Annotated in this window: 22 protein-coding genes and 1 pseudogene; 15 read left to right on the top strand and 8 right to left on the bottom strand. The window is 63.0% G+C overall.

What is annotated here, in order from left to right; all coding sequences use genetic code 11:
* Positions 1-4: 4 nt before the first annotated feature.
* Both C1M53_RS03230 and C1M53_RS03225 read left to right on the top strand, forming a co-directional pair.
* Positions 5-2,379, top strand: a pseudogene (locus tag C1M53_RS03230) (aldehyde dehydrogenase family protein).
* A gap of 201 nt (positions 2,380-2,580) precedes the next feature.
* Entirely contained in the window at positions 2,581-2,928 is a 348-nt protein-coding gene (locus C1M53_RS03225) for an ArsC family reductase (protein WP_129410925.1), read from the top strand.
* Positions 2,929-3,186: 258 nt separating this feature from the next.
* Here C1M53_RS03225 and C1M53_RS03220 read toward each other — a convergent pair whose 3' ends face one another.
* The 3 genes from C1M53_RS03220 to C1M53_RS03210 all read right to left on the bottom strand — a co-directional run bounded on the left by C1M53_RS03220 (position 3,187) and on the right by C1M53_RS03210 (position 5,930).
* The gene (locus C1M53_RS03220) at positions 3,187-3,543 is read right to left on the bottom strand and encodes a DUF488 domain-containing protein (RefSeq protein WP_129410924.1); all 357 of its coding nucleotides are present in this window, start codon (positions 3,541-3,543) and stop codon (positions 3,187-3,189) included.
* Between the two features lie 74 nt (positions 3,544-3,617).
* Complete coding sequence (locus C1M53_RS03215; protein ID WP_129410923.1) at positions 3,618-4,874, bottom strand: aminopeptidase; 1,257 nt, start codon at positions 4,872-4,874, stop codon at positions 3,618-3,620.
* 135 nt (positions 4,875-5,009) lie between these two features.
* Positions 5,010-5,930: a LysR substrate-binding domain-containing protein gene (locus C1M53_RS03210; RefSeq protein WP_129410922.1), complete on the bottom strand. Its 921-nt coding sequence runs from the start codon at positions 5,928-5,930 to the stop codon at positions 5,010-5,012.
* 90 nt (positions 5,931-6,020) lie between these two features.
* Between C1M53_RS03210 and C1M53_RS03205 the strand changes: the two genes are divergently transcribed.
* The 3 genes from C1M53_RS03205 (at position 6,021) to sbmA (ending at position 8,875) form a co-directional block, all read left to right on the top strand.
* On the top strand, positions 6,021-6,221 hold the full coding sequence (locus C1M53_RS03205) for a hypothetical protein (RefSeq protein WP_129410921.1): 201 nt from the start codon (positions 6,021-6,023) through the stop codon (positions 6,219-6,221).
* A gap of 69 nt (positions 6,222-6,290) precedes the next feature.
* Positions 6,291-7,469 carry a YbfB/YjiJ family MFS transporter gene (locus tag C1M53_RS03200; RefSeq protein ID WP_245488428.1) on the top strand — a complete coding sequence of 393 codons (1,179 nt, stop codon included), beginning with the start codon at positions 6,291-6,293 and terminating at the stop codon, positions 7,467-7,469.
* A gap of 128 nt (positions 7,470-7,597) precedes the next feature.
* A complete protein-coding gene (sbmA, locus tag C1M53_RS03195; RefSeq protein ID WP_129410920.1) occupies positions 7,598-8,875 on the top strand; it encodes a peptide antibiotic transporter SbmA in 1,278 nt (425 codons plus the stop codon).
* Between the two features lie 28 nt (positions 8,876-8,903).
* Here the strand turns inward: sbmA and C1M53_RS03190 are convergent, their stop codons facing one another.
* Positions 8,904-9,905, bottom strand: a complete 1,002-nt coding sequence (locus C1M53_RS03190) for a polysaccharide deacetylase (protein ID WP_129415997.1) — start codon at positions 9,903-9,905, stop codon at positions 8,904-8,906.
* A gap of 339 nt (positions 9,906-10,244) precedes the next feature.
* On the opposite strand from C1M53_RS03190, the gene C1M53_RS03185 reads away from it, so the two are divergent.
* Together C1M53_RS03185 and der are read left to right on the top strand one after the other, a co-directional pair.
* Positions 10,245-10,910, top strand: a complete 666-nt coding sequence (locus C1M53_RS03185; protein WP_129410919.1) for a tetratricopeptide repeat protein — start codon at positions 10,245-10,247, stop codon at positions 10,908-10,910.
* Positions 10,911-10,916: 6 nt separating this feature from the next.
* Positions 10,917-12,353 carry a ribosome biogenesis GTPase Der gene (gene der, locus C1M53_RS03180; protein ID WP_129410918.1) on the top strand — a complete coding sequence of 479 codons (1,437 nt, stop codon included), beginning with the start codon at positions 10,917-10,919 and terminating at the stop codon, positions 12,351-12,353.
* Positions 12,354-12,362: 9 nt separating this feature from the next.
* Here the strand turns inward: der and C1M53_RS03175 are convergent, their stop codons facing one another.
* A complete protein-coding gene (locus tag C1M53_RS03175; protein WP_129410917.1) occupies positions 12,363-13,277 on the bottom strand; it encodes a LysR substrate-binding domain-containing protein in 915 nt (304 codons plus the stop codon).
* A 131-nt stretch (positions 13,278-13,408) separates the two neighbouring features.
* Between C1M53_RS03175 and C1M53_RS03170 the strand changes: the two genes are divergently transcribed.
* From C1M53_RS03170 to C1M53_RS03140, 7 genes are all read left to right on the top strand, one after another.
* Positions 13,409-14,695: an MFS transporter gene (locus C1M53_RS03170; RefSeq protein ID WP_245488427.1), complete on the top strand. Its 1,287-nt coding sequence runs from the start codon at positions 13,409-13,411 to the stop codon at positions 14,693-14,695.
* A gap of 123 nt (positions 14,696-14,818) precedes the next feature.
* Positions 14,819-16,006, top strand: coding sequence for a cell wall hydrolase (locus tag C1M53_RS03165; protein ID WP_129410915.1), 1,188 nt, complete (start codon positions 14,819-14,821; stop codon positions 16,004-16,006).
* A gap of 228 nt (positions 16,007-16,234) precedes the next feature.
* A complete protein-coding gene (locus C1M53_RS03160) occupies positions 16,235-16,624 on the top strand; it encodes an AtpZ/AtpI family protein (RefSeq protein ID WP_129410914.1) in 390 nt (129 codons plus the stop codon).
* 68 nt (positions 16,625-16,692) lie between these two features.
* Positions 16,693-17,457, top strand: coding sequence for a F0F1 ATP synthase subunit A (locus C1M53_RS03155; RefSeq protein WP_129410913.1), 765 nt, complete (start codon positions 16,693-16,695; stop codon positions 17,455-17,457).
* A 65-nt stretch (positions 17,458-17,522) separates the two neighbouring features.
* Entirely contained in the window at positions 17,523-17,747 is a 225-nt protein-coding gene (locus C1M53_RS03150; protein WP_006206606.1) for a F0F1 ATP synthase subunit C, read from the top strand.
* Positions 17,748-17,858: 111 nt separating this feature from the next.
* Positions 17,859-18,458: a F0F1 ATP synthase subunit B gene (locus tag C1M53_RS03145; RefSeq protein WP_129410912.1), complete on the top strand. Its 600-nt coding sequence runs from the start codon at positions 17,859-17,861 to the stop codon at positions 18,456-18,458.
* A gap of 11 nt (positions 18,459-18,469) precedes the next feature.
* Positions 18,470-18,961, top strand: coding sequence for a F0F1 ATP synthase subunit B (locus C1M53_RS03140; RefSeq protein ID WP_129410911.1), 492 nt, complete (start codon positions 18,470-18,472; stop codon positions 18,959-18,961).
* A 285-nt stretch (positions 18,962-19,246) separates the two neighbouring features.
* Here the strand turns inward: C1M53_RS03140 and C1M53_RS03135 are convergent, their stop codons facing one another.
* Both C1M53_RS03135 and C1M53_RS03130 read right to left on the bottom strand, forming a co-directional pair.
* Positions 19,247-19,918 (bottom strand): ribonuclease HII, encoded by a 672-nt coding sequence (locus C1M53_RS03135; RefSeq protein ID WP_129410910.1) that lies wholly within the window; start codon positions 19,916-19,918, stop codon positions 19,247-19,249.
* Positions 19,919-20,187: 269 nt separating this feature from the next.
* Entirely contained in the window at positions 20,188-21,342 is a 1,155-nt protein-coding gene (locus C1M53_RS03130) for a PA0069 family radical SAM protein (RefSeq protein WP_129410909.1), read from the bottom strand.
* A gap of 112 nt (positions 21,343-21,454) precedes the next feature.
* Here C1M53_RS03130 and C1M53_RS03125 point away from each other — a divergent pair, with 112 nt between their 5' ends.
* A complete protein-coding gene (locus tag C1M53_RS03125) occupies positions 21,455-21,994 on the top strand; it encodes a glycosyltransferase (RefSeq protein ID WP_348630024.1) in 540 nt (179 codons plus the stop codon).
* 8 nt (positions 21,995-22,002) lie between these two features.
* Here the strand turns inward: C1M53_RS03125 and C1M53_RS03120 are convergent, their stop codons facing one another.
* Positions 22,003-23,031, bottom strand: coding sequence for a substrate-binding domain-containing protein (locus tag C1M53_RS03120; protein ID WP_129410908.1), 1,029 nt, complete (start codon positions 23,029-23,031; stop codon positions 22,003-22,005).
* Positions 23,032-23,151 lie beyond the last annotated feature (120 nt).

The following is a 23,151-nucleotide window of genomic DNA, read 5'->3' as shown; positions in this document are numbered from 1 at the left end:
CTCCATGTCGATCGCAGAAATCCTGGACACGATGGAATACGGCCCGGCGCCGGAGAGCGACAAGGAAGCCCGCGCCTGGATCAAGGGGCTGGGTAGCGAAACCAGGCTGTTCATCGGCGGTGCCTGGAAGAAGGCAAAGTCGGGTGAAAGCTTCGAAACCACGTCGCCATCAAGCGGCGAGGTGCTGACGCGCCTGGCACAAGCGAATGCCGCCGACGTCGACGCCGCGGTCAAGGCCGCCGCCAAGGCACAGCCGGGCTGGGCCGCACTTCCCGGCCATGTCCGGGCCCGTTACCTCTATGCCATCGCCCGGCTCATCCAGCGTCACAGCCGCCTGTTTGCGGTGGTGGAAACGCTCGACAACGGCAAGCCCATCCGCGAAACGCGCGACATCGACATCCCGCTGGTCGCCCGCCATTTCTACCATCACGCCGGCTGGGCGCAGTTGATGGACGGCGAGCTGGCCGACAGGGAGCCTCTTGGCGTCTGCGGCCAGATCATCCCCTGGAATTTCCCGCTGCTGATGCTGGCCTGGAAGATCGCGCCGGCGATCGCGCTCGGCAACACTGTGGTGCTGAAGCCGGCCGAATACACGTCGCTTACCGCGCTGCTGTTCGCGGAGATCTGCCAGAAAGCCGGCCTGCCAGAAGGTGTGGTCAACATCGTCACTGGCGACGGCGCGACAGGCGAGGCCATCGTCAATCATCCCGGTATTGCCAAGATCGCCTTCACCGGCTCGACAGAGGTTGGTCGCCGCATCCGCGAGGCAACGCGGGCTCCGGCAAGAACCTGACCCTGGAGCTCGGCGGCAAGTCGCCCTTCATCGTCTTCGACGATGCTGACCTCGATGCCGCGGTGGAAGGCGTCGTCGACGCCATCTGGTTCAACCAGGGCCAGGTCTGCTGCGCCGGCTCGCGCCTGCTGGTGCAGGAAAGCGTGCAGGATCGTTTCACGGCCAAGCTGATTGCCCGCATGGAAACGCTGCGCGTCGGCGATCCGCTCGACAAGGCGATCGACATTGGCGCGATCGTGCATCCGGTGCAACTGGCGCGCATCCGCGAACTGGTTGATGTCGGTGTCAAGGAAGGCGCGGTTCTTCACCAGCCCAAATCGGGCGTGCCGGCGAAAGGTTGTTTCTATCCGCCGACGCTGCTCACCGGCGTGCACCCTGCCGCCACTGTCTCGCGTGTCGAGATCTTCGGGCCGGTGCTGGTCGCCACCACATTCCGCACCCCGGCTGAGGCGGTCGAGCTCGCCAACAACACCGAATATGGGCTTGCCGCATCGATCTGGTCGGAGACGCTGTCGCTGGCGCTCGACATCGCGCCCAAGCTGAAATGCGGCGTTGTCTGGGTCAACGGCACCAACATGTTCGATGCCGGCGTCGGCTTCGGCGGTTACAAGGAATCCGGCTACGGCCGCGAAGGCGGCCGTGAAGGCCTGGCCGCCTATTGCAAACCGAAATGGCTGGCCAAGGCGAAGCCCATTGCCGCCGTGCCGGCTGTCGAGCCCAATGGCGACGTTGTTTCGACCGGCTTCATCGACCGCACCGCCAAACTCTATGTCGGTGGCAAGCAGGCCAGGCCGGATGGCGGCTATTCGCGCGCGATCGTTTCGCCGTCGGGTGCATTGGTCGGCGAGGTCGGCGACGGCAACCGCAAGGATATCCGCAACGCCGTGGAGGCCGCGCGCAAGGCGACCGGCTGGGCGATGACCGCCGAGCACAGCCGCGCGCAGATCCTCTACTACATCGCCGAAAACCTTGATGCGCGCGCGGGCGAGTTCGCCGATCGCCTTGCCGCGATGACCGGCAAACGCAAGCAGGATACCGCCAGGGAAGTCGCCGCCTCCGTCTCGCGGCTGTTCTCCTATGGCGCCTGGGCCGACAAGTTCGAAGGCGCGGTGCACAAGCCGCCGCTGCGTGGTGTTGCGCTGGCCATGAACGAGCCGCTCGGTGTCCTGGGTATCGCTTGCCCGGAGGAACATGGTTTGCTCGGTTTCGTCTCGACCTTCGCGCCGGCGATCGCCATGGGCAACCGGGTCGTGGTGCTGCCATCCTCGCGCCAGGCGCTCGCCGCCACGGACTTCTACCAGGTTCTGGAGACATCCGACGTGCCGGACGGCGTCGTCAACATCGTCACCGGTGATCGCGATGCACTGGCGCTCGAGCTGGCCAAGCACGAGGAAGTCGACGGCATCTGGTATTTCGGCGGCCGCGATGCGGCAGCGAAGATCGAAAAGGCCTCGACAGGCAACCTCAAGCAGGTGTGGGCTGAAACGGTCCAGCGCGACTGGTACGACGCGCGCCAGGGCGAGGGCAGGGAATTCCTGTCCCGCGCCGTCCAGGTGAAGAACATCTGGGTGCCCTACGGCGAATAGTCTCTCCCTTCTCCCCGTTCACGGGGAGAAGGTGCCCGAAGGGCGGATGAGGGGCGGCACCAAGCGGCGGACGCTGGCTCTGCCCCTCACTGTCCTGCCGGACATCTCTCCCCGCTAGCGGGGAGAGAGTAGCAGCTTCGATGCGGCGCCCACGTCGAGAATCGGCTACTCGATCTCAAATCACGATCTGAGGACTTCGCCTTGACCATCACCATGTACGGCATCCCGAACTGCGACACGATCAAGAAGGCGCGCGTCTGGCTGGAAGGCCACAAGGTCGGCTACGCTTTTCATGACTATCGCGCCGAGGGTCTGGAAGCAGAGCGCTTGCAGGGCTGGATCGACAGGCTCGGCTGGGAAGTGCTGCTCAACAAGGCGAGCACCACGTTTCGGGAATTGCCCGACGACAAGAAGCAGGACATTGACGCCGGGAAGGCAAAGGCGCTGATGCTGGCCAGCCCGACAATGATCAAGCGCCCTGTGCTTGATTTGGGTGACCGCCTGCTGGTTGGTTTCAAGCCGGATGTTTACGAGCGCGAGCTCGGCTGACCGAAGTGCGTCCTTCGAGGCTCGCCCACGTGAGTTTTCGCTGTAATGACAACGTCTTGCGGGCTCGCACCTCAGGATGAGGGCCGTTGTGCCACTGGGCCGAGAATTCTGAGATGCCTCAGAACTTAGAGCATTCTGTAGCCAAGTGAAATCACCAGGCGCCGTTGCACAACGGCCCTCATCCTGAGGCGCGAGCCCACACAGTGGCTGAAAGCACACCACGGTCTTTCGCGGGCGAGCCTCGAAGGACGCACCCGCCTATTCTGTTTCCTTGAGATACTCCGCCAGCGCTACGGCATTGTTGTAGCGCTCTTCATGCGCGCCATAGAGTAGGGTGACGCGGCCGTGTTCGAGTAAGCTGGCTAGTTCGCGCAAAGGCTCTTGCTTGCTGGCCAATTCGTCATGATAGCGCCTCTGGAATTCCTCCCAGCGCTCGGGTTGATGGTCGAACCATTTTCGCAGGGCATCGCTCGGCGCGATGTCCTTCAGCCATAGGGTCAAGGCGGCTTTTTCTTTGGTCATGCCGCGTGGCCAGACGCGATCGACCAGGACACGCAGGCCGTCCGAAGCCTGAGCCGGCTCGTAGATCCGCTTGACGACGATATTGAAAGCCATGGGTTTACCTCCATGGTGCGTCGGGCGTCCAGTCGGGCAGGGATCCCCGCCCGACTGTGGTTAGAAAATCTGCGTCAGGCCCATTCGCCCTGGCGCATCACCGGCACGGTGCTGCCATCCTTGTTGACGCCGTCGATGTCGACCTTGTTGGAGCCGATCATCCAGTCGATGTGGATGAAGCTCTTGTTGCCGCCACGCGCTGCGATCTCGTCCTGCGAAAGCTTGTCGCCGCCGACAAAGCACTTCGAATAGCATTGGCCGAGCGCGATGTGGCACGAGGCGTTTTCGTCGAACAGCGTGTTGTAGAACAGGATGCCGCTTGCCGAAATCGGTGAGGAATGCGGCACCAGCGCCACTTCGCCCAGCCGGCGCGCACCTTCATCGGTATCCAGCACCTTCTGCAGCACGTCCTCGCCCCTGGCGGCCTTCGCTTCCACGATGCGGCCTTCTTCGAAACGCACCGAGATCTCGTCGATCAGCGTGCCCTGGTAGGACAGCGGCTTGGTCGAGGACACATGGCCGGTCACGCGGTGCGCGTGCGGCGTGGTGAAGACTTCCTCGGTCGGAATGTTCGGATTGCAGGTGATGCCGTTCTTCGCGGTCGAGGCGCCGCCCATCCATTCGTGCCCGTCGGCGAGGCCGACGGTCAGGTCGGTGCCCGGCCCCCTGAAATGCAGGGCGTGGAAATTGTGCCCGTTCAGCCACTTCGTACGTTCGGCCAGTGCGGCGTTGTGTGCCTTCCAGGCGCCGATCGGATCATCATTGTCGACGCGGCTGGCCGCGAAGATCGCGTCCGCCAGCCTGGCCACCGCGACGTCGTCGGTTTCGCCCGGAAACACCTGCTTCGCCCAGGCCAGCTCCGGATAGGCGACGATGTTCCAGTTGATGTCGAAGCCGGTGATTTTTTCCAGTGCCGGCTGATAGGCGATCGAGTTCGCCTTGTTGGCGCGTGAGACCTTGGACGGATCCTGGGCGGACAGCAGCGATGGGTCATCGCCGCGCACGGCCAGTCGCGCGGCATTGTTGGAGAAGGCCTTGGCCATGCCTTCATAAAGCCAGCCTGCGGCGCGGTCGAAACCGGCATCGGCGCCGTAGCGGAAGCGGGCGAGCGTGATCTCGTCATCGTTGAAGATCGGCGTCACCAGCCCGGCGCCGGCCCTGTAGGCATGCTCGACAATCTTGCGGGTCAGCGGCAGCGCGGCGATCGAGGACGTCAGCACCAGGTCCTGGCCGGGCTGCAGCTGCAGGCCCACCTTGACCACCACTTCGGCCAGGCGTTCGAGCTTCACCGGATCGATGGCAGCGGAAAAATCGCGGGCGTGGGATGTCATGGTCAGGCCTCGGCTGTTGGAGATATCCTTCTACATAGACCGCTGCTGCGCTGCTTTCCACACCGCATCGGCCCGAAAATCGTCAGTCGATTTTCGGAAAGCGCGATACGCAATCGAAGGAGCCGAGCGTTGGCCTCAGGCGATGACGGGTTCGCTGGGCGTGGCGAATGTCGCCATGGTCACGTCGATCTCTTCGCGCAGCCATGCCTTGAAATCGCGGACCTTGCGGCTCTCCGGCTCGTCCGGGGCGGTCACCATCCAGTAACCGAGCCCGCTCGGGGCTCGTACGCCGAAGGGAGCAACCAGGCGGCCGTCGACCAGCGCGTCCGCGCACAACAACTGCCAACCCAGCATGACGCCGTGGCCGGCAATGGTCGATTCCAGGCACAGCATAGGGTCCGTGAAGGAAGCGCCCTTGAGCAAGGTCACCGGCTCGGTGCCGGCCGCCCGGAACCAGTTCTCCCAGGCGATCATCGTACGCTCGTCGGTGATCGCATAGGCATGCGCCAGGTCGGCGGGCGTCTTGAGTTTCGCTGCGATCGACGGCGCGCAGACCGGGAAGATCTCCTGTGCCAGAAGCAGTTCCGCATGCAGGCCCGGCCATTTTCCATCGCCAAGCCTGATGCCGATATCGACCTCAGAATTGCCGGGATCGACCAGCCTGACCGAGGCGTCGATGCGCAGCAGCACATTGGGATAGCGCGTGAAGTGCCGCGAGAGCCTCGGCATCAGCCATTTCGAAGCGAAGGCGGGGGCCACCGACACCACCAAAGTGCAGCGCGAGGCGTCGTCCGCGAGAGCCACGGCTTGCGTCAGTTCGCGAAAACCCTTGCCGAGCCGTGTCGCGAACTGGTTGCCGAAATCGGTCAGCACAAGACCGGAGGGCGTGCGCTCGAACAGCGCGAGCCCGAGCTGCCGTTCGGTGCGGTTGACCTGCTGGCTGACCGCGCTCGGTGAAACGCCAAGTTCACCGGCCGCCGATGACAGCGAGCCCAGCCGCGCTACGGCCTCCACGGCGCGCAGACCATTGAGATGAATTCGGTTCAAGGGAGCCATGAAGTTTTTCTAAACTCGTGCGGCGCAAATCTCAATTGAATCCCTTTGGTTCGGTGGCAAAATCCCGAGGCTAAAAGAGGAGCTGCCGCCATGACGCTTTTCTCCTTGCTGAATCCGTTCAGGGAATTGTTGCCAGCCCGGCCGACCGACGGAGACATTGCCGGCTGGGTGCGTGATCCGCTTTCGCATCCGATACTCGACACCATGTCGGAGCGTGAATTGGGCGACATGCCGTTCAGGCTTACCGCATGCCGGACTGACTTTGAGACGGCACGCTGCTGCGGCGCCTGAAGGCGAGGGCGCAACTGGCCCAAACGAAACGCATTGCCTCGCAGGCGCACAGTTTTATTGTGCGCTGCAATGAACGAGACACCGGCCTCTCCACTGCGTTTTGCCCTTGCCGGCATGGTCGCCATGGCCGTCGCCATGGGCATCGGCCGTTTTGTCTACACGCCGATCCTGCCCGGCATGATGGAAGAGCTCCATTTGTCGGCCGGCGATGCCGGCTTGATCGCTTCCTCCAACTATCTTGGCTACCTGCTCGGCGCCTTCGCAGCCGCCGGCGGCTGGGCGCATGGCCGTGAGCGTGTCGTGATGCTGGGCGCGCTGGCGGCCAGTGGCGTGCTGGCCGGACTGATGGGATTGACGGACTCTACCGTGGCTTTCCTTCTCATCCGCTTCCTGGCGGGGGTTGCCAGCGCTTTCGTCATCGTCTTCCTGGCCGCGATCGTCTTCAGCCACCTTGCCGTCGCCGGCCGCAACGGGCTGCAGGCGCTGCATTTCAGCGGCGTCGGCCTCGGCATTGCCGGTTCTTCCCTGATGATGGCCCTGCTGGTGAGCAGCCACGCCACCTGGGTAGCAGGCTGGATGGTCGCCGCGGCGCTCTCCCTGGTGGGGTTCGCCATTACGGTTCTGATGATCGATCGTGGTCCTGCGCTGACCACCGGTTCGGGGCGGGAGCCGGCTTTGAGCTGGAGTGCCCCGCTGGTGAAAGTCACCATCGCCTACGGCATGTTCGGCTTCGGCTACATCGTCACGGCCACCTTCCTCGTTGCCATCGTGCGTCAGGGCGGCGGCAGCCGCACTTTCGAGGCCATGGTCTGGATGGTGACCGGGCTTGCCGGCATGCCTTCGATCTGGCTGTGGCAGAAGATTGCCGGCAGGACCGGGCTTTATGTCGCCTATGCCCTGGCTTCCCTTGTTGAAGCGGTGGGGGTGACGGCCAGCGTGGCGATGAGTCTGCCGATCGGGCCGCTGCTCGGCGGTTTTTTCCTGGGCAGCACGTTCATCGCCATCACCGCACTCGGCCTGCAGGCGGGCAGGGTGCTGTCGCCGCAGGCGCCGCGTCGTGCCTTTGCATTGATGACGGCGAGTTTCGGCATCGGTCAGCTGATCGGCCCGCTGGTGGCCGGCGTACTTGCGGAGCGGTCCGGCGGCAGTTTTTTCGTGCCGTCGATTGCCGCTGCCATTGTCCTGGTCATCTCGGCAGCGATCGTCTGGTCGGCTGGCCGTGACGTCAGACAGAAAGCCCAAGAATAAGCCCGCTCGCCAACGTGACGAAAAAGTAATTCGCCGGCAGGCCGAGCCACCATTCCTTTGCCGTAAAAACTATGACTTGATGACTGCGAATCGCAATCGCGCTTGCGCATCATCTGGGGCTGGCTAACGTGTTCGTATCTTTCTTTCCGAAGCCGAAGCTGTTTTTCCTTTCGGCCGCGGCGTGGTCGCTTTTCCTGATTTTGCTTTGGTTTTTCGGCGGACATCAGTTCGGCTCGGTATTGGGCCTTGGACCCGCTGATCCCGGCGCGCCACCGATCATCGGCATCAACGTGTTTTGGTCAAAGCCATTCCTGTGGTTTTACATCTACTACACCGTCAGTGTTCTGGTCTTTTACGCGTTCTGGGCCTGGTTTGCGCCGCACCCTTGGCAGAATTGGTCGATCCTGGTCGCCGCCGTCGTGCTGTTCTTCATTTACTTCACCGTGCAGGTCAGTGTCGCAGTCAACAACTGGTACGGCCCGTTCTACGACTATGTGCAGGGTCTGATGTCCGGAAGCCGGCAGTCGACAAATGCCGAGTTTTACTGGGGTGTCGCCAGCTTCGCATGGCTGGCACTGCTCGGTATGAACGTGCAGGTGATCAACGCATTCGTTGTCCAGCACTGGATCTTCCGCTGGCGCACGGCGATGAACGACTATTTCATGGCCAACTGGGAAAAGCTGCGCCACATCGAAGGTGCGTCCCAGCGTATCCAGGAAGACACCATGCGCTTTTCCCAGATCATGGAGGATCTGGGTGCAACGTTCGTCAAGTCGATCATGACCCTGATCGCCTTCCTGCCTGTCCTCATTCAACTGCAGCAGCACATCACTGAACTGCCGATCGTCGGAGCCATTCCGCAGCCGCTCGTCATCGCGGCGCTGGTCTGGTGTGTGTTCGGTACGGTCGCGGTGATGGTGGCCGGCGTCAAGCTGCCTGGCTTGCAGTTCCGCAATCAGCGCGTCGAGGCCGCCTACCGCAAGGAGCTCGTATACGGCGAAGACCATGCCGACAGGGCGCAGCCCGTCACCACGAGGGAGTTGTTCAACAACGTCCGCCGCAACTACTTCACGCTCTATGCCCACTACGTTTACTTCAACGTCGTTCGCTACACCTATCTGCAGGCCGACGGCATCTATGCCCTGTTGATCCTGGGGCCGTCACTGGTGGCGCACAAGATCACCTTCGGTGTGTTCAGCCAGATTTCGAACGCGTTCGACCGGGTCGCCAACTCCCTGCAGTTCCTGCTCAATTCGTGGTCGACCATCGTCGAGCTGCAGTCGATCCACAAACGCCTGCGTGCCTTCGAAGCGACGCTGGCGGGCGAGCCTTTGCCGACGATCGACCAGCATTATCTGGATCGCCAGAACAGCGGCATGCGGCCCGAAGATCAGCCGGCTTCGTGACCAGTCTTGACCAACCGACACGGGCGGCTCAGCCGCCTGCTGTCGCCGGCTTCACCGGTTTGCCCCTGGCCAGATAGTCGCGATAGCTGATGCATTCGACATCTGCTTTCACGCAGACTTCTCCCGCGAAACGCTCCAGCGCGTTCCAGTAGGTGCCGTCGTTCATCAGCGTGAAATGGAAGCCGAGTTCCAGCGGGATGCGCTGGCCGCCATATTGCCTGTCGAAGGCGGCGCGGAAGGCCTCGTAGGTGCGTTCCTCGAATTCCTTGGCCTGGCTCGGCCGTTCGAAACCACCGGAGTGGCGCACGAACAGATTGTAATCCATCGCGATGACAGGGCGTCGCTTGGGCCCTTCCGGGATCAGCGGTAGCGAAAACCGCGTCATGCCACCGGATTTCGCCGGCACGGCAGGTCCCTGCGAAACGCCGCTGGCGTCATAGCTGAAGCCTGCTTCAGGCAGTGCCTGATAGAGACCTTTGCCGGTCGAAAGATAAGGCGCCCGGAAACCGGTCACCGATCCGGCGAGCTCGCGCCAGCCGGCGGGTTCGCCGCTGATGCCGTTGATCGTGTAGGCGTTCTTCAGGATGCGTCGCGCGGCGCCGAGTTCGGCCAGCCAGTCGCTTTTGCTCCAGTCCTTGCCGTCGAAATGGCCGCAGGCATGGCTGCCGAGATCGTGCCCTTCCGCGACTGCCAGGTTGATCTGCTCCAGCCGTTCCGCCACTTCTTCCCTGGACGCGGCAAAACCGATGTTCGACTTGCCGGTTCCCTTGGGCGGCGTGACGTAGTCCTTGCGGGTTTCTTTCGACAGCAGGAAGACGCAGGACAGGAAGTAGCTGAAATGCGCGCCGGTGCGCTGCGCCAGCGCGCGGCTGCGTTTCCATTGCGCGATATCGCGCGCGTTGTCGAAGGAGATGATGACGACCTGCTTGGGCGTGGCAGGCGCGCGCGATCGCGGCGGATCGGCAAACGCCACCGTGGTGGTGGCTGCGATCAGGCTGGAACACGCAAGCACGCGGAACAAACTGGGCATCATCGGTACAAAAACTGCAATTCGTCCAGTTGGATAAGCGATTGCCGCTGCCCGGGCAATGGTGATGCTTCAATCGCCTAATCGTGAAATGTGGCGCCGATGCGGTCCCTGGAGTGTTTGCGTTTTTCACGGAAACGCGGAAACGCTCTAGATTTTGTTCTCGCCGCATTTTTGTAACGCCAAGTGATTCCACATGACTGCAAAATGCGCGAAGATGTTGAGGAAAAGGGCAACAATGCCGATTTTCCGGCTCCCCCCTTCCATGCCGACAAAATTCCGCTACAAGGCGGGGCTCATCTTTTGGCTCGGCATTTTGGCCGGGCGGCAACGGTTTGATTGATGTCCGACGACAGTTTTATCCGCGAAGTCAATGAAGAGATCCGCAGTGACCGCGCCAAGGCGCTGTGGGATCGCTATGGTCCGATCCTGCTCGGCGCTGCCGTGCTGATCGTGCTCGGCACTGCGGCTTTCGTCGGCTACCGTTATTGGGACACCAGCCGCGCCAACCGTTCCGGCGACGCTTTCTCGCAGGCGCTGACGCTGGCCAATACCGGCAAGCAGGACGAGGCGCTGACCGCGCTGTCGGCTCTGGAAAAGGATGGCTACGGGGCCTATCCGTTGCTGGCCCGCATGCGCGCCGCCACCGTCAAGGCTGACAAGGGTGACTTCGCCGGTGCCGTGAAGGATTTCGATGACGTTGCTGCCGACGGCGCGATCCCGGCTTCGATCCGCGACATCGCACGTCTGCGCGCCGGCCTGCTTCTGGTCGACCACGGTAGCTTTGCCGACGTCTCTAGCCGTGTCGAGGCGCTGACCGCCGACACCAGTCCGCTGCGCCATACCGCGCGCGAGGCACTTGGCTTGTCTGCCTGGAAGGAAGGCAAGGCCAAGGACGCGCTCAAGCTTTTCGAACAGATCGCCGCCGACGAAGGCGCGCCGGGCAATGCCCGCCAGCGTGCCACGATGATGGCCGATCTGATCCGCGGCTCCGGCAACGCATCGTGATGGGCAATGAGCTTCAAAGTCGCCATCATCGGCCGGCCTAACGTCGGCAAGTCCACGCTTTTCAACCGCCTCGCCGGTCGCAAGCTGGCCCTCGTCGACGACACGCCTGGCGTCACCCGCGACCGTCGCGTTCATCCTGCCAAACTCTACGACATCACCTTCGACGTAGTGGACACCGCCGGTTTCGAGGACGCGCCGGCTTCGACGCTGCCTGGCCGCATGCGCCAGCAGACCGAGATCGCCATCCGCGAAGCCGACCTCATCTTCTTCCTGATGGATGCCAAGGCTGGCCTGATGCCGGACGACCGCACCTTCGCCGAAGTTGTCCGCCGTTCCGGCAAGCCGGTTGTGCTGGTCGCCAACAAGTCCGAAGCCCGGGGCGCCCAGGGTGGCATGCTGGAGGCCTGGGAGCTTGGGCTTGGCGAGCCGGTGCCGATTTCGGCGGAACACGGCCAGGGCATGCCGGATCTGCGTGATGCGGTGATCGAAGCACTCGGTGCGGAACGTGTCTTCGGTGAAGACGACGAGGCCAGCGAAGAGATCGCCATCTCCGAAGTGTTGATCGGCGAAGACATTGCGGATCCCGACGCCGAGGAAATACCGGCCTATGACGAGGAAAAGCCGCTGCGCATCGCCGTGGTCGGCCGCCCCAATGCCGGCAAGTCGACCCTGATCAATGCGCTGATCGGCGAAGAGCGCCTGCTGACCGGCCCGGAAGCCGGCATCACCCGCGATTCCATCTCGGTCGACTGGGACTGGCGCGGTCGCCAGATCAAGCTGTTCGATACGGCCGGCATGCGCCGCAAGGCCAAGGTGCAGGAAAAGCTGGAGAAGCTTTCGGTCCACGATGGCCTGCGTGCCATGCGGTTTGCGGAAGTCGTCATCATTGTGCTCGATGCGACGATCCCGTTCGAAAAGCAGGACCTGCAGATTGCCGACCTGATCATCCGGGAGGGTAGGGCGCCGGTCATTGCTTTCAACAAGTGGGACCTGATCGACCATCCGCAGGAAGTGCTGGCGGAGTTACGCGAAAAGACCGAGCGTCTGCTGCCGCAGGCGCGGGGCATCCAGGCAGTCACCGTTTCGGCTGAAACCGGGCGCGGCCTCGACAAGCTGATGGATGCGGTCGTGCGCACCCATAGGGTCTGGAACAGCCGTGTTTCCACCGGTAAGCTGAACCGCTGGCTCGAAGGCATTCTGGCGCATCACCCGCCGCCCGCCGTCGCCGGCCGCCGGCTCAAGATCAAATATGTGACGCAGGCCAAGACGCGCCCGCCAGGCTTTGTCGTTTCCTGCTCGCGCCCGGATGCCCTGCCGCAATCCTACGTGCGTTACCTTGTGAACAGCCTGCGCGAATCCTTCGATATGCCGGGCGTGCCGATCCGCATGGCGTTGCGCACGTCGGACAATCCTTTCGCCGGACGCGCCAGGAAGAAGAGCTGACGCTTCCGATCAGGCGACGCTGCGAAGGCGCGCCTGTCCCTGATTGCCAGGCAACGCCGCACGCGCGGCCTGGAGCAGGATGTAGGCCAGCCGTTGCGTGACCGGGTCGGCCTCCGCGTCTTTCCTGTGCAAACGCAATCCGATTTTCGGCAGTACGGGCAATCCCGTGGTGTCGGAAGACAATGCCTTCACTGTCGGCGGCAGGCCGATATCGGTGCGGATGGTTAGGCCGAGGCCGGCAGCCACCGCCGCCCAGATGCCGGCAAGGCTCGGGCTGGAAAAAGCCAGCCGCCATGGCCGGTCGGCGCGGTCGAGCCTTTCGGTAGCGATCGTGCGCAGCAGGCACGGCGCTTCCAGCGACACCAGTGGCAGCGGCGAGACATGCCAATCCGCGATGTCGACATTGGCTGGTCCGATCCAGCGCAACTGCACATCGGCGACCGGATCGCTGTTGGGTGGGGCCGCGCCATTGTCCCATGCCAATGCCAGATCGAGGTTGCCGGCCATGACGCGCTCGGCCAGTTCCTGGCTGCGGGTGATCCTGGCCTCGATCTTCACCTTGGGATGCGCGCGGGCGAAGCGGCCAAGCACCTGTGGCAGCACCATCTCGCCAAAGTCCTCCTGCAGGCCGAGCCGCACCCAGCCTTCCAGCTCGACGTCGCGCACGGCGGATGCCGCCTCGTCGTTGAGATCGATCAGCCGCCGCGCGTAGCCGAGCATGACCTCACCCGCTTCCGTCAGCATCAGCCCGCGCCCGGCCTTGCGGAAGATCGCGGTGCCCGCCTGATCCTCGAGCTTCTTCAATTGAGCGCTCACCGCCGAGGTCGACCGGCCGAGACGTTCCGAGGCTTTGGCGAAGCTGCCGAGTTCCATGCCCGTAACGAAACTGCGCAAGGCGTCGAGGTCGAAAGTGGTGCGGCTCATGCAGATTGTCCTGTTTATCAGGATTATTTGTCAAAAACTTCCTGATTTTTCGGACGAAACTATGGGTGTAGTCAGGTTTCGTCAAGGCCGCCGCCCGGCGGCATGCCGAAACAAGGATGCCGGAAATGTCGATGGATCACCTCCCGCCGCAGGCAGCCGCCTGTGCCGTAGCCGATAGCTTTACCGCCGGCCCCCAGTTTGCTGCCGGCCATCGCTGGAAGGTGCTGGGCGTGGGCGTCGCTGCCAACGCCTGCTTTTCAATGATCTTCGCCGGCCTGCCCAGCACGGCTGTTGCGATGCGGAGCGACTATCATCTCTCCAATTCCGACCTTGGCCTGGTGCTGGGCTGTCTTGGTCTCGGTGTCGCCCTCAGTGAGCTGCCCTGGGGGTTGCTCACGGATCGCTGGGGTGATCGCCGCGTGCTGCTGGCCGGCCTCGGCTCCCTGGTGGTCTGGCTCGTGTTGATGCTCGCCTTGCTGGTGCCGTCGCAGGCCTATGCTCCGACCGTTTCTTTCCTGGCCGCCAATCTGCTGGTCGTCGGCCTGCTCGGCGGCAGCGTCAACGGCTCCAGTGGCCGCGCGATCATGGCATGGTTCAGTGAAGGCGAGCGTGGATTCGCCATGAGCATCCGGCAGACCGCCATCCCGCTCGGCGGCGGTCTCGGCGCCTTGTTGCTGCCGTCGCTGGCCGAAGCCTTTGGCTTCGCAGCGGTCTACTCCCTCCTGGCCGCAGCGGCTGCGGCCTGCACCTTTTTCACCTGGCTCTGGCTGCATGAGCCACAATCGCACCGGGCGGTGAAGCCCGGAATACCGCTCGCAAAGCCCGCTACCGCTCCATTGCGCAGTGTCGCCATCTGGCGTCTGGCCGTGGCCGTCGGCGTTCTCTGCTTTCCGCAGGTGGCGGTGCTGACCTTCACGACGGTCTTTCTGCACGACTTTGCCGGCATCGGCACGCTGGTCACCAGCGCCGCCCTTGCCGCCGTGCAGATCGGCGCGATGGTGATGCGCGTGTGGAGCGGGCGCTGGACCGACCGTCATCGCAACCGCCGCGCCTATCTGCGCTTCTGTGCGCTGTTGAGTGGGATCGCCTTCGCTGTCCTCACTCTGCTCGTTGCACTCGCCGCTCCCGGCAGTGCGGCATTCGCCGCAGCGCTCGTCGCCACGCTGGTCCTTGCCGGCATCAGCGTCTCGTCCTGGCATGGCGTCGCTTATGCCGAGATCGCCACGCTGGCCGGCGCCAGCCGCGCCGGAAGCGCGCTCGGCCTCGCCAACACGCTGGTCTTCGTCGGCTTCTTCCTCGTGCCGCTGTCGATCCCTCATCTCCTGGCGGCAACGTCATGGGCAGGCATCTGGATGGCCGCGGCGGCATGTGCGCTGATTGCCTGGCCGATCCTGCTGAAGCCCGAACCGCAGGCTTGACGCGACCATGCGGGGCAGGAGTCCCGGTTTCGGACGGATGGTCGGCCGATCGTTAACCGACCATCAAGGTTAATGCTTCATTTTGTTTTCCAGTGGCTTTTGATCAGCGTCCTGGAGAGTTCCGTGCATCGACGAATCGCAAAGCGGCTTCTTGCCGCCGCCGGTGACCGCAAACGCTCCTTCCTGCCTCCACTCGCCGTCGGCCTTGGCATCTGGATCGGTTTTCCCACTGCCGTCGCCTATCAGGACATGACCAGTCTGATCTCCGGCCTCGAATCGTCCAATGCCCGCTGGAACGCCTATGTGCAGAAGGCCGCCGCCGGCTCCATCCATGCAGCCGAGCTGCCCTTCGTCGACAAGGATGCCGTCACCGGATCGCTCGCAGGCTCGGGTGTTCAATTGCCCGGTGTCGGCACCGTCGCCTTCAGCGGCAAGGTCGCCAAGACCGGAGAGGTTTCCGACGAAGCCCGTGTCCAGCGCGCCGACAAGAAGAGCCGCATCGTCAAGATCGCGCCGGTGGCGCCGCCGAAGAACTTCTCCGCCGGGTCGATCTTCCAGCGCACCTCGTCGCTGCTGCGCCCGAGCCTCGACAGCGGTTTGAAGCTTGCCTTCGCCAAGCCCGACATCAAGGGCAAGGAAGTCCAGATCGCCTCTGCCTTTCACCTGCGTGAAGAGAAGAAGAAGGACGACGGCGTACCGACGATGCTGGCCAGCCTCGTCAACAACAACAACGCCGACATCCTCGCCACCGCCTATGGCCCGGCCGAGCCGGACTATGCCAAGGCATCGCCCTTCGAGGCGCTGCTGCAGGATGAAAAGCCGGCTGGCGGGCGTTTCATCCCGCCGCTCGGCAAGGGTGACCACGCCTGGATGCAAACGCCGTTGCCGGCTTCGGTCTTCTCCCAGCCCGAGCAGAAGTGCCTCGCCAACGGCATCTATTTCGAAGCGCGCAGCGAATCGCTACGCGGCCAGGCTGCCGTCGCCCAGGTCATCCTCAACCGTGTCCGCAATCCGGCCTATCCCAAGTCGATCTGCGGCGTCGTTTACCAGAATGACGACTGGCTGAACCGCTGCCAGTTCTCCTTCGCCTGCGATGGCCGCCGCAAGCGCATCACCGAGCCGCAGAACTACAAGGTCGCACAGGAAATCGGCATGGCCGTCACCGCCGGCAAGATCTTCCTGCCGGAAGTCGGCTCCTCCACGCATTATTATGCCGCCTATGTAAGCCCCGGCTGGGCACGGGCGATGAAGAAGATGACCAGGATCGGCCTGCACATCTTCTACCGCACCTATGGCGGCGGCTGGAGCTGACCCTGACGGCGCCGCATTCGGCCCGGCCAAGAGGGCAGATTCTCTCCCCTGCCTGTCCACTTCATGTCGGGCACGATGTCGCACTTATTTAAGTGCATGATTTCATTCCATAAAATACTTGCCGACAAAGCTTCCCCCTCGGCTTGACGGGCGGAAGGCCTCTAACTATGTTGCCCGCGACTTGAAAGCGGGCGAACGGCGACGTTTTGGCCGGGTAGGGAGGTTACGATGGCCGACAAGCCAGACGGAACCGGACGGACAGGCGGCGACGGCAAGCCGGGCTTTCACGACGACGATCTTGAGCGCCGCCGGCGCGCCCTTGAAGCCGGTCTGGCGACGAGGCATCCGGACAGGAGCCAGGGGGAAGAAGCGGCGAATGCCGGCCGTACCTCAGGGTATGGTCAGGCTTTCAAGCTGTCGAGCGAGTTCATTGCCGGCATAGCGGTCGGCACCGGGCTTGGCTGGATGGTCGATCGTCTGGCGGGTTCATCGCCCTGGGGGTTGATCGTCGGCTTGCTGCTCGGCTTCGGAGCCGGCATATTGAATGTGCTGCGCTCTGCGGGGTCTGTCGCCGAGTTCGGAAAGGGCGGTAAGGGCCCGGACGGACCAAAGAACTGAAGTACGGCCTCGCACCGAAGCCGGAATGAACGCAAAAAGCCTGAAATGGCTTTCGAGAGGGTTAGAAAGTGGCAGCAGCTGACAAGGTCGATCCGATCCATCAGTTCCACATCAACAACATCGTTCCGCTCAATATCGGCGGCTATGATGTTTCCTTCACCAATTCCGCGCTGTTCATGGTCGTCACCGTGGTGCTGGCGTCGGGTTTCCTTCTCCTGACCACCTCGGGACGTGCGCTGATCCCGACCCGCCTGCAGTCGGTGTCGGAAATGTCCTACGAATTCGTCGCCTCGATGCTGCGCGATTCCGCCGGCTCGCACGGCATGAAGTTCTTCCCGCTGGTGTTCTCGCTGTTCATGTTCGTGCTGACTGCGAACCTGCTCGGCCTGTTCCCCTATTTCTTCACCGTCACCACCCATATCATCGTCACCTTCGCGCTCGCCGCCCTGGTGATCTGCACGGTGATCCTCTACGGTTTCTACAAGCACGGCTTCGGCTTCCTGAAGCTGTTCGTGCCGAGCGGCGTGCCGGGTGTGCTGCTGCCGCTGGTGGTTGCGATCGAGGTGATCTCGTTCCTCTCGCGCCCGATCAGCTTGTCGGTTCGTCTTTTCGCCAACATGCTGGCCGGTCACATCACCCTCAAGGTCTTCGCAGGCTTTGTGGTGACGCTGACTTCCATGGGCGCTGTCGGCATTGCCGGTGCGGTGCTGCCGCTGATCATGACGGTCGCCATCACCGCGCTCGAAATCCTGGTCGCTTTCCTGCAGGCCTATGTCTTCGCGGTGCTGACCTGCATGTATCTCAACGACGCCGTCCATCCGGGCGGACACTAAGCGAATACCCGGCGTAGTCCGCCGGCCAATCCAAGCAATCCAGATTCATCAAGGAGTTAATTGAAATGGACGCTGAAGCCGCAAAGTACATCGGTGCTGGTATCGCTTGCCTGGGCATGGGCGGCGCAGGCATCGGCCTCGGCAACATCTTCGGCAGCTACCTGGCTGGCGCTCTGCGCAACCCGTCGGCTGCTGACGGCCAGTTCGGCCGCCTGATTTTCGGCTTCGCCGTGACGGAAGCTCTGGGCATCTTCTCGCTGCTCATCGCTCTGCTGGCGCTGTTCGGCTGATACAAACCTGATGCCGGCCGGCGGCACGCTGCTGCCGGCCTGATTATCAGGCCAGCCGGCCGTTTACCGCGGCCGGCCTGACTTCTGAGCCAGAATGACAGGAACCACGAGATGTTCGTGACACCAGCCTATGCTGAAGAGGCCGCGCCTGCCGCTGCCGGCGATCATGCCGCGCATGGCGAGACGCAAGCCGGCACCCAGGTGCCAGCCGAAGGCGGCCATGGCGGAAATACCTTCCCGCCTTTCAATCCTGCCACCTTCTCCTCGCAGCTGTTCTGGCTGGTGATAACCTTCGGCCTGTTCTACATCTTCCTGAAGAAGGTCGTGATGCCGCGTCTTGGCGGCATCCTTGAAGTACGCTCCAACCGCATCGCTCAGGATCTCGACCAGGCAGCCAAGCTGAAAGGCGAAGCGGATGCCGCGGTTGCTGCTTACGAGCAGGAGCTGGCCGAGGCCAAGGCCAATGCCAACACCATCGGCCAGAAGTCCCGCGACGAAGCCAAGGCGGAAGCTGAGACGGCTCGCAAGAGCGTCGAAGCCGGCCTCGAGAAGAAGCTGGCCGAAGCCGAAGAACGCATCACCGCGATCAAGACAAGCGCGATGAAGGATGTCGGCTCGATTGCCGAGACGACCGCCTCCGCCATTCTCGACAGTCTGGTCGGCAAGTCCGACAAGGCCGAAGTGGCCGCAGCTGTCAAAGCCGCTCGCTGAGGAGACCCGTCATGGACGCCACATCTCTCGCGACAGTCTGGGCAACGATTTCGCTGTTCATCCTGCTCGGTGCCATGATCTATCTCAAGGTCCCGGGTACGCTGGCGAAGTCGCTGGATTCCCGCGCCGACAAGATCCGCTCTGAGCTGGACGAAGCCCGCAAGCTGCGTGAAGAAGCGCAGTCGCTGCTGGCTGAATACCAGAAGAAGCGCAAGGAGGCCGAAAAGGAAGCCGCCGACATCGTCGAGGCCGCCAAGCGCGAAGCCAAGGCTTTTGCCGAGGAAGCGCACAAGAAGACCGAGGACTATGTCTCGCGCCGCACCGCGGTTGCCGAACAGAAGATCGGCCAGGCCGAGCGCGAGGCGATCGCCGAGGTTCGCGCCAGCGCCGTCGATCTGGCGGTCGAGGCTGCCCGCACCGTTCTCGCCGGCAAGGTCGACGCCAAGGCCGCTGCCGATCTTTTCAAGACCTCGCTTCAGGACGTGAAGTCCAAGCTCAACTGAGCCGTCGAGTTCGATTGATCTTTGAAAGCCGCTGGGGAAACCCGGCGGCTTTTTTCTGTGGCAGATCTTGCCTTCTCCCCTTGTGGGAGAAGGTGGCTCGGCGAAGCCGAGACGGATGAGGGGTGTTGGAAGAAACTATAACTAAGAAAAATCAATCTCTTAGCATGGATTTTGGCGGGTGCTCGATAAGGTGGCGCTCTGTCCAGCACCCCTCATCCGACCTCGTCCTCAGCGGCTTCGCAGCCGAGGGCTCGGCCACCTTCTCCCACAAGGGGAGAAGGCTGTTCAGTCCTCGACTGTCGCCGCTTCAAGACGAAACGGTGCGAAGGAAACCCGGTGCAGGCGGTGCAGCGCGCCATGGGTCGCAATGGCGGACCGATGGCGCGCCGTGGCGTAGCCCATATGCACCTCGAAGCCATAATGCTCATGGCGACGACCGCATCCGGTCATCATGCGGTCGCGCATCACCTTGGCGACGATCGAGGCGGCCGCGATTGACTGCGAGCGCTGGTCACCCTTGACCAGGGCCCGGCCTTCGCAGGGCAGGCCCGGAGGAATGTCGCGGCCGTCGGCCAGCGCCAGTTTCGGTCGTATCGAAAGCCCTTCCAGGGCCCGCCGCATCGCTTCCAGGCTCGCGCGCAGGATGTTGGAGCCGTCGATGCCTTCGGCACAGATCGAAGCCATGCCGATTGCTTGCGCCTTGGCCAGGATCAGCTCGAACAACGCCTCGCGCTGCGGCAAAGTCAGCCGTTTGGAATCGTCCAGTCCTTCGGGAATGTCGTCGGGATTGAGCACGACCGCGGCGGCGACAACCGGACCTGCGAGTGGCCCACGCCCCGCCTCGTCCATGCCGGCAACCGGCCACAGGCCTTGCGCAATAGCCTTCTTCTCGATCGAGAAGTCCGGCTTTTCGATGATTTCGAACAAGAGCGGAGAATCAGGACGCATGCGAGCCATAATACGGCGAAGACTCGCACCCGTCCCGATTCTCCGCAAGCCCTCAGGCCAGCCGGGGTAGCTGGCGGAGGGCACCGTCTGACGGCCGGGGGACAGGGCCGGACGGGATGGTTTGCTCGGGTGCCTACGGCAGCGGCTGAGTTGGCAGGACGAGCCTGCGGGAACAGAGCAATTCCAGGAAAAGTGCGTAACGGTATTCCGTCCGGAATTGCGCAAGAACAAAAAGTTGGAGCGTTTCCGCGTTCCGTGAAAAACGGAAACGCTCCGGTTCACAGCAGCGTCAGCTGTTCGAACGGGCGTGCGGCCGGAACGAACTGGTCCGTCCTCAACTGCCGCCGCTCGAGATTGAGACCGAGCCGCTTGGCGGCGATCTCGAAGCGCCGGCCGATCTGCCAGGCATAGGGGCCGGCGCCTTTCATGCGCTTGCCCCATTCCGAATCGTAGTCCTTGCCGTCGCGCATCGACCGGATCAGCGACATCACGTGCCGGTAGCGGTCGGGATAGTGACGCAGCAGCCAGTCCTTGAAGATCGGGCTGACTTCCAGAGGCAGCCGCAGCACCACGTATCCCGCTTCCCGTGCACCGGCCGCATGGGCGGAATCGAGAATGCGCTCGATCTCGGGATCCGTGAGGCCGGGAACGATCGGCGCCACCATCACGGAGGCTGGGATGCCGGCATCCGACAGCTGCCGGATCGCCTCCAGACGTTTGGTTGGTGTCGAGGCGCGTGGTTCCATCGTGCGGGCGAGCATGCGGTCCATGGTCGTCACCGACAGCGCGACCTTGGCCAGGCCGCGCTCGGCCATGCGCGACAGGATGTCGATATCACGCGTCACCAGCGCCGACTTGGTGACGATTCCGACAGGATGGCCACGCGCTTCCAGCACTTCGAGGACTTCGCGCATGATCCGGTACTGCCGTTCGATCGGCTGGTAAGGGTCGGTATTGGTGCCGATGGCGATGGTGCGTGGCTGGTAACCTTCTTTCGACAGTTCCTTGTCGAGCAGACGTGCAGCGTCGGGCTTGGCAAACAGCTTGGCTTCGAAGTCGAGCCCGGCCGACAGACCCATGAAGGCATGTGTCGGCCGCGCAAAGCAGTAGACACAGCCATGTTCGCAGCCGCGGTAGGGATTGATCGAGCGGTCGAAGGAGATATCCGGCGATTCATTGCGCGTGATGATGGTACGCGGTTTCTCCACCTGCACCTCGGTCTTGAACGGCGGCAGTTCTTCCAGCGATTCCCATCCGTCGTCGAAGACATGGCGGCTGACCGGTTCGAAACGACCCGACGGGTTGATGCCGGCCGAGCGGCCACGATTGCGCTCGGGCCGCACGCGCATTCCGCTCTGGTCCAGGATGGCGTTCGCCATCTCGGCCCTTCCTGCGCCGAAAGCGGCAATGTCGGCACGCACAACCTGTTCCATCTTGGCTCTTTCCCAGGGGCTCTCTGCGGGGCGTCGAATCGCTGTCCTCATGAAATTATTCCTATCTCTGTTTTTAGAACAAAGCAAGAACTTGAATTGACGAAGACGGCTGGTGCCAGTCGCTGCTTTCGGCTATTGCGCAGGAATGCTCAGCGTCCTGATCGAAACGCGAAACAATGAAGAGGGCTTGGCGCGCACCCTGGCGTCGCTGGTCGGCGGCGTTGTCGAAGGCATGGTGCGCGAAGTGATCGTCTGCGACCTGGGTTCGACCGATCAGACCGCCAAGGTGGCCGAGCACGCAGGCTGCCGCCATCTGACGACCGGCGGCATCGGCGCGGGTATTGCCGTGGCCAAGGGCGACTGGTTGCTGGTGCTGGAGCCGGGGGCGAGGCTGGTCGAAGGCTGGGCGGACGTGGTCGCCGAACATATCGCGCACTCCGGCAAGCCGGCACGCTTTTCATCGGCTCGCGGCGCTCGTACGCCCTGGTTCAGGAGGCTGCTTCGGCAGCGGAATGCTGTCGCCAACGGCCTCGTCATCAGCCGCAAACAGGCAGCAGCATCACAACAAGTGGCAAACGGTGCACAGGCGTTTGCCGCCAGTGTGCGTGCCGCGTCGCTGCCGGCAGACATCTGGCCGGCTCCTGGCCGCTAGACCTCGGGTCAACTGCCGGCAGGGGCACCGGCGATCGATCCCCTGACAACGAGGTCGACGGGCCACACCTCGCCACGAGCACCATCCTCCAGGCCCGACAGTCGCGCGATCAGCCGCTCCGCTACCCTGGCGCCGGCGGCGCGGATCGAGGAGCGGGTGGTCGACAACGGCACCGAGAAGTTCTCCGGCTTCAGCCAGGAGAAGACGTCGTCATGCGCAATCAGCGACAGGTCGCCCGGTATGGTCAGGCCGAGTTCTCGAACGGCCCGCACGATGCCGAGCGCCATGATGAGGCTGGAGCAGAGGATCGCTGTTGGTGCGTTGCTGCCTTCCAGCACGCGCCTTGCCGCGCGGTAGCCGTTCTCCTCTGTCATGACGGTCGAAGAAATCTGGTCGTCCGGCAAGGCAAGCCCGCTGCCGGCCAGGGCGCGCCGCACGCCTCGCGCGCGATGGATGGCAAAGGTTTCCCTGTCATCGCCATTGATGAGCGCGATGCGCCGATGGCCGAGCTGGATCATGAGGCGTGTCGCCTCATGGAATGCACCCTCATTGTCGATGTCGAGAAAAGGGTAGTCGAAATCGAAGCCGTCGCTGCGTCCATGCACCAGAAAGGGCAGGCCAAGCGTGTCGAGCAGGGCGACGCGGCTGTCCTGCGGGCGCGGTGAGGAAACATAGACGGCATCCACCTGCTTGTTGGCAACGATGCGCCGATAGGTGGTTTCCTGCTCCTCGGCATCGGCGGGCGACAGCACGAGATCAAGTTCATGCGCGCGGGCATAGTCGCCCAGTCCGGACAGGAACTCGACGAAATGCGGATCGATATCGACGGCCGAGCCCGTTGGTAACACATAGCCGATCATGCCGGTCTTGCCGGTAGCCAGCCGGCGCGCGGAAGGATTGGGACGATAGCCGTGGCGCTTGGCAGCGTCGACGACCCGTCGGCGTGTCTCCTCGTTGACCTCAGGATAGCCGTTCAGCGCGCGGCTTACCGTGGTCTGCGAGAGCTCCAGCATCTGCGACAGCTGCTTGAGGTTCAATTGCGCCTCCCAAAGCGCTTGGAGAGCCTTCTCGGCCTTGTCAGCCAAGTTTGCAAAGAGGATTACATTAGGTCCAAGTGATGCGGCTTTGAAGCGAATTTGCTGCTGCAATGCCGAAAA

The organism is Mesorhizobium sp. Pch-S (assembly GCF_004136315.1).
Classification (GTDB): Bacteria; Pseudomonadota; Alphaproteobacteria; order Rhizobiales; family Rhizobiaceae; genus Mesorhizobium.
This window is presented reverse-complemented; position numbering and strand designations above follow the sequence as displayed.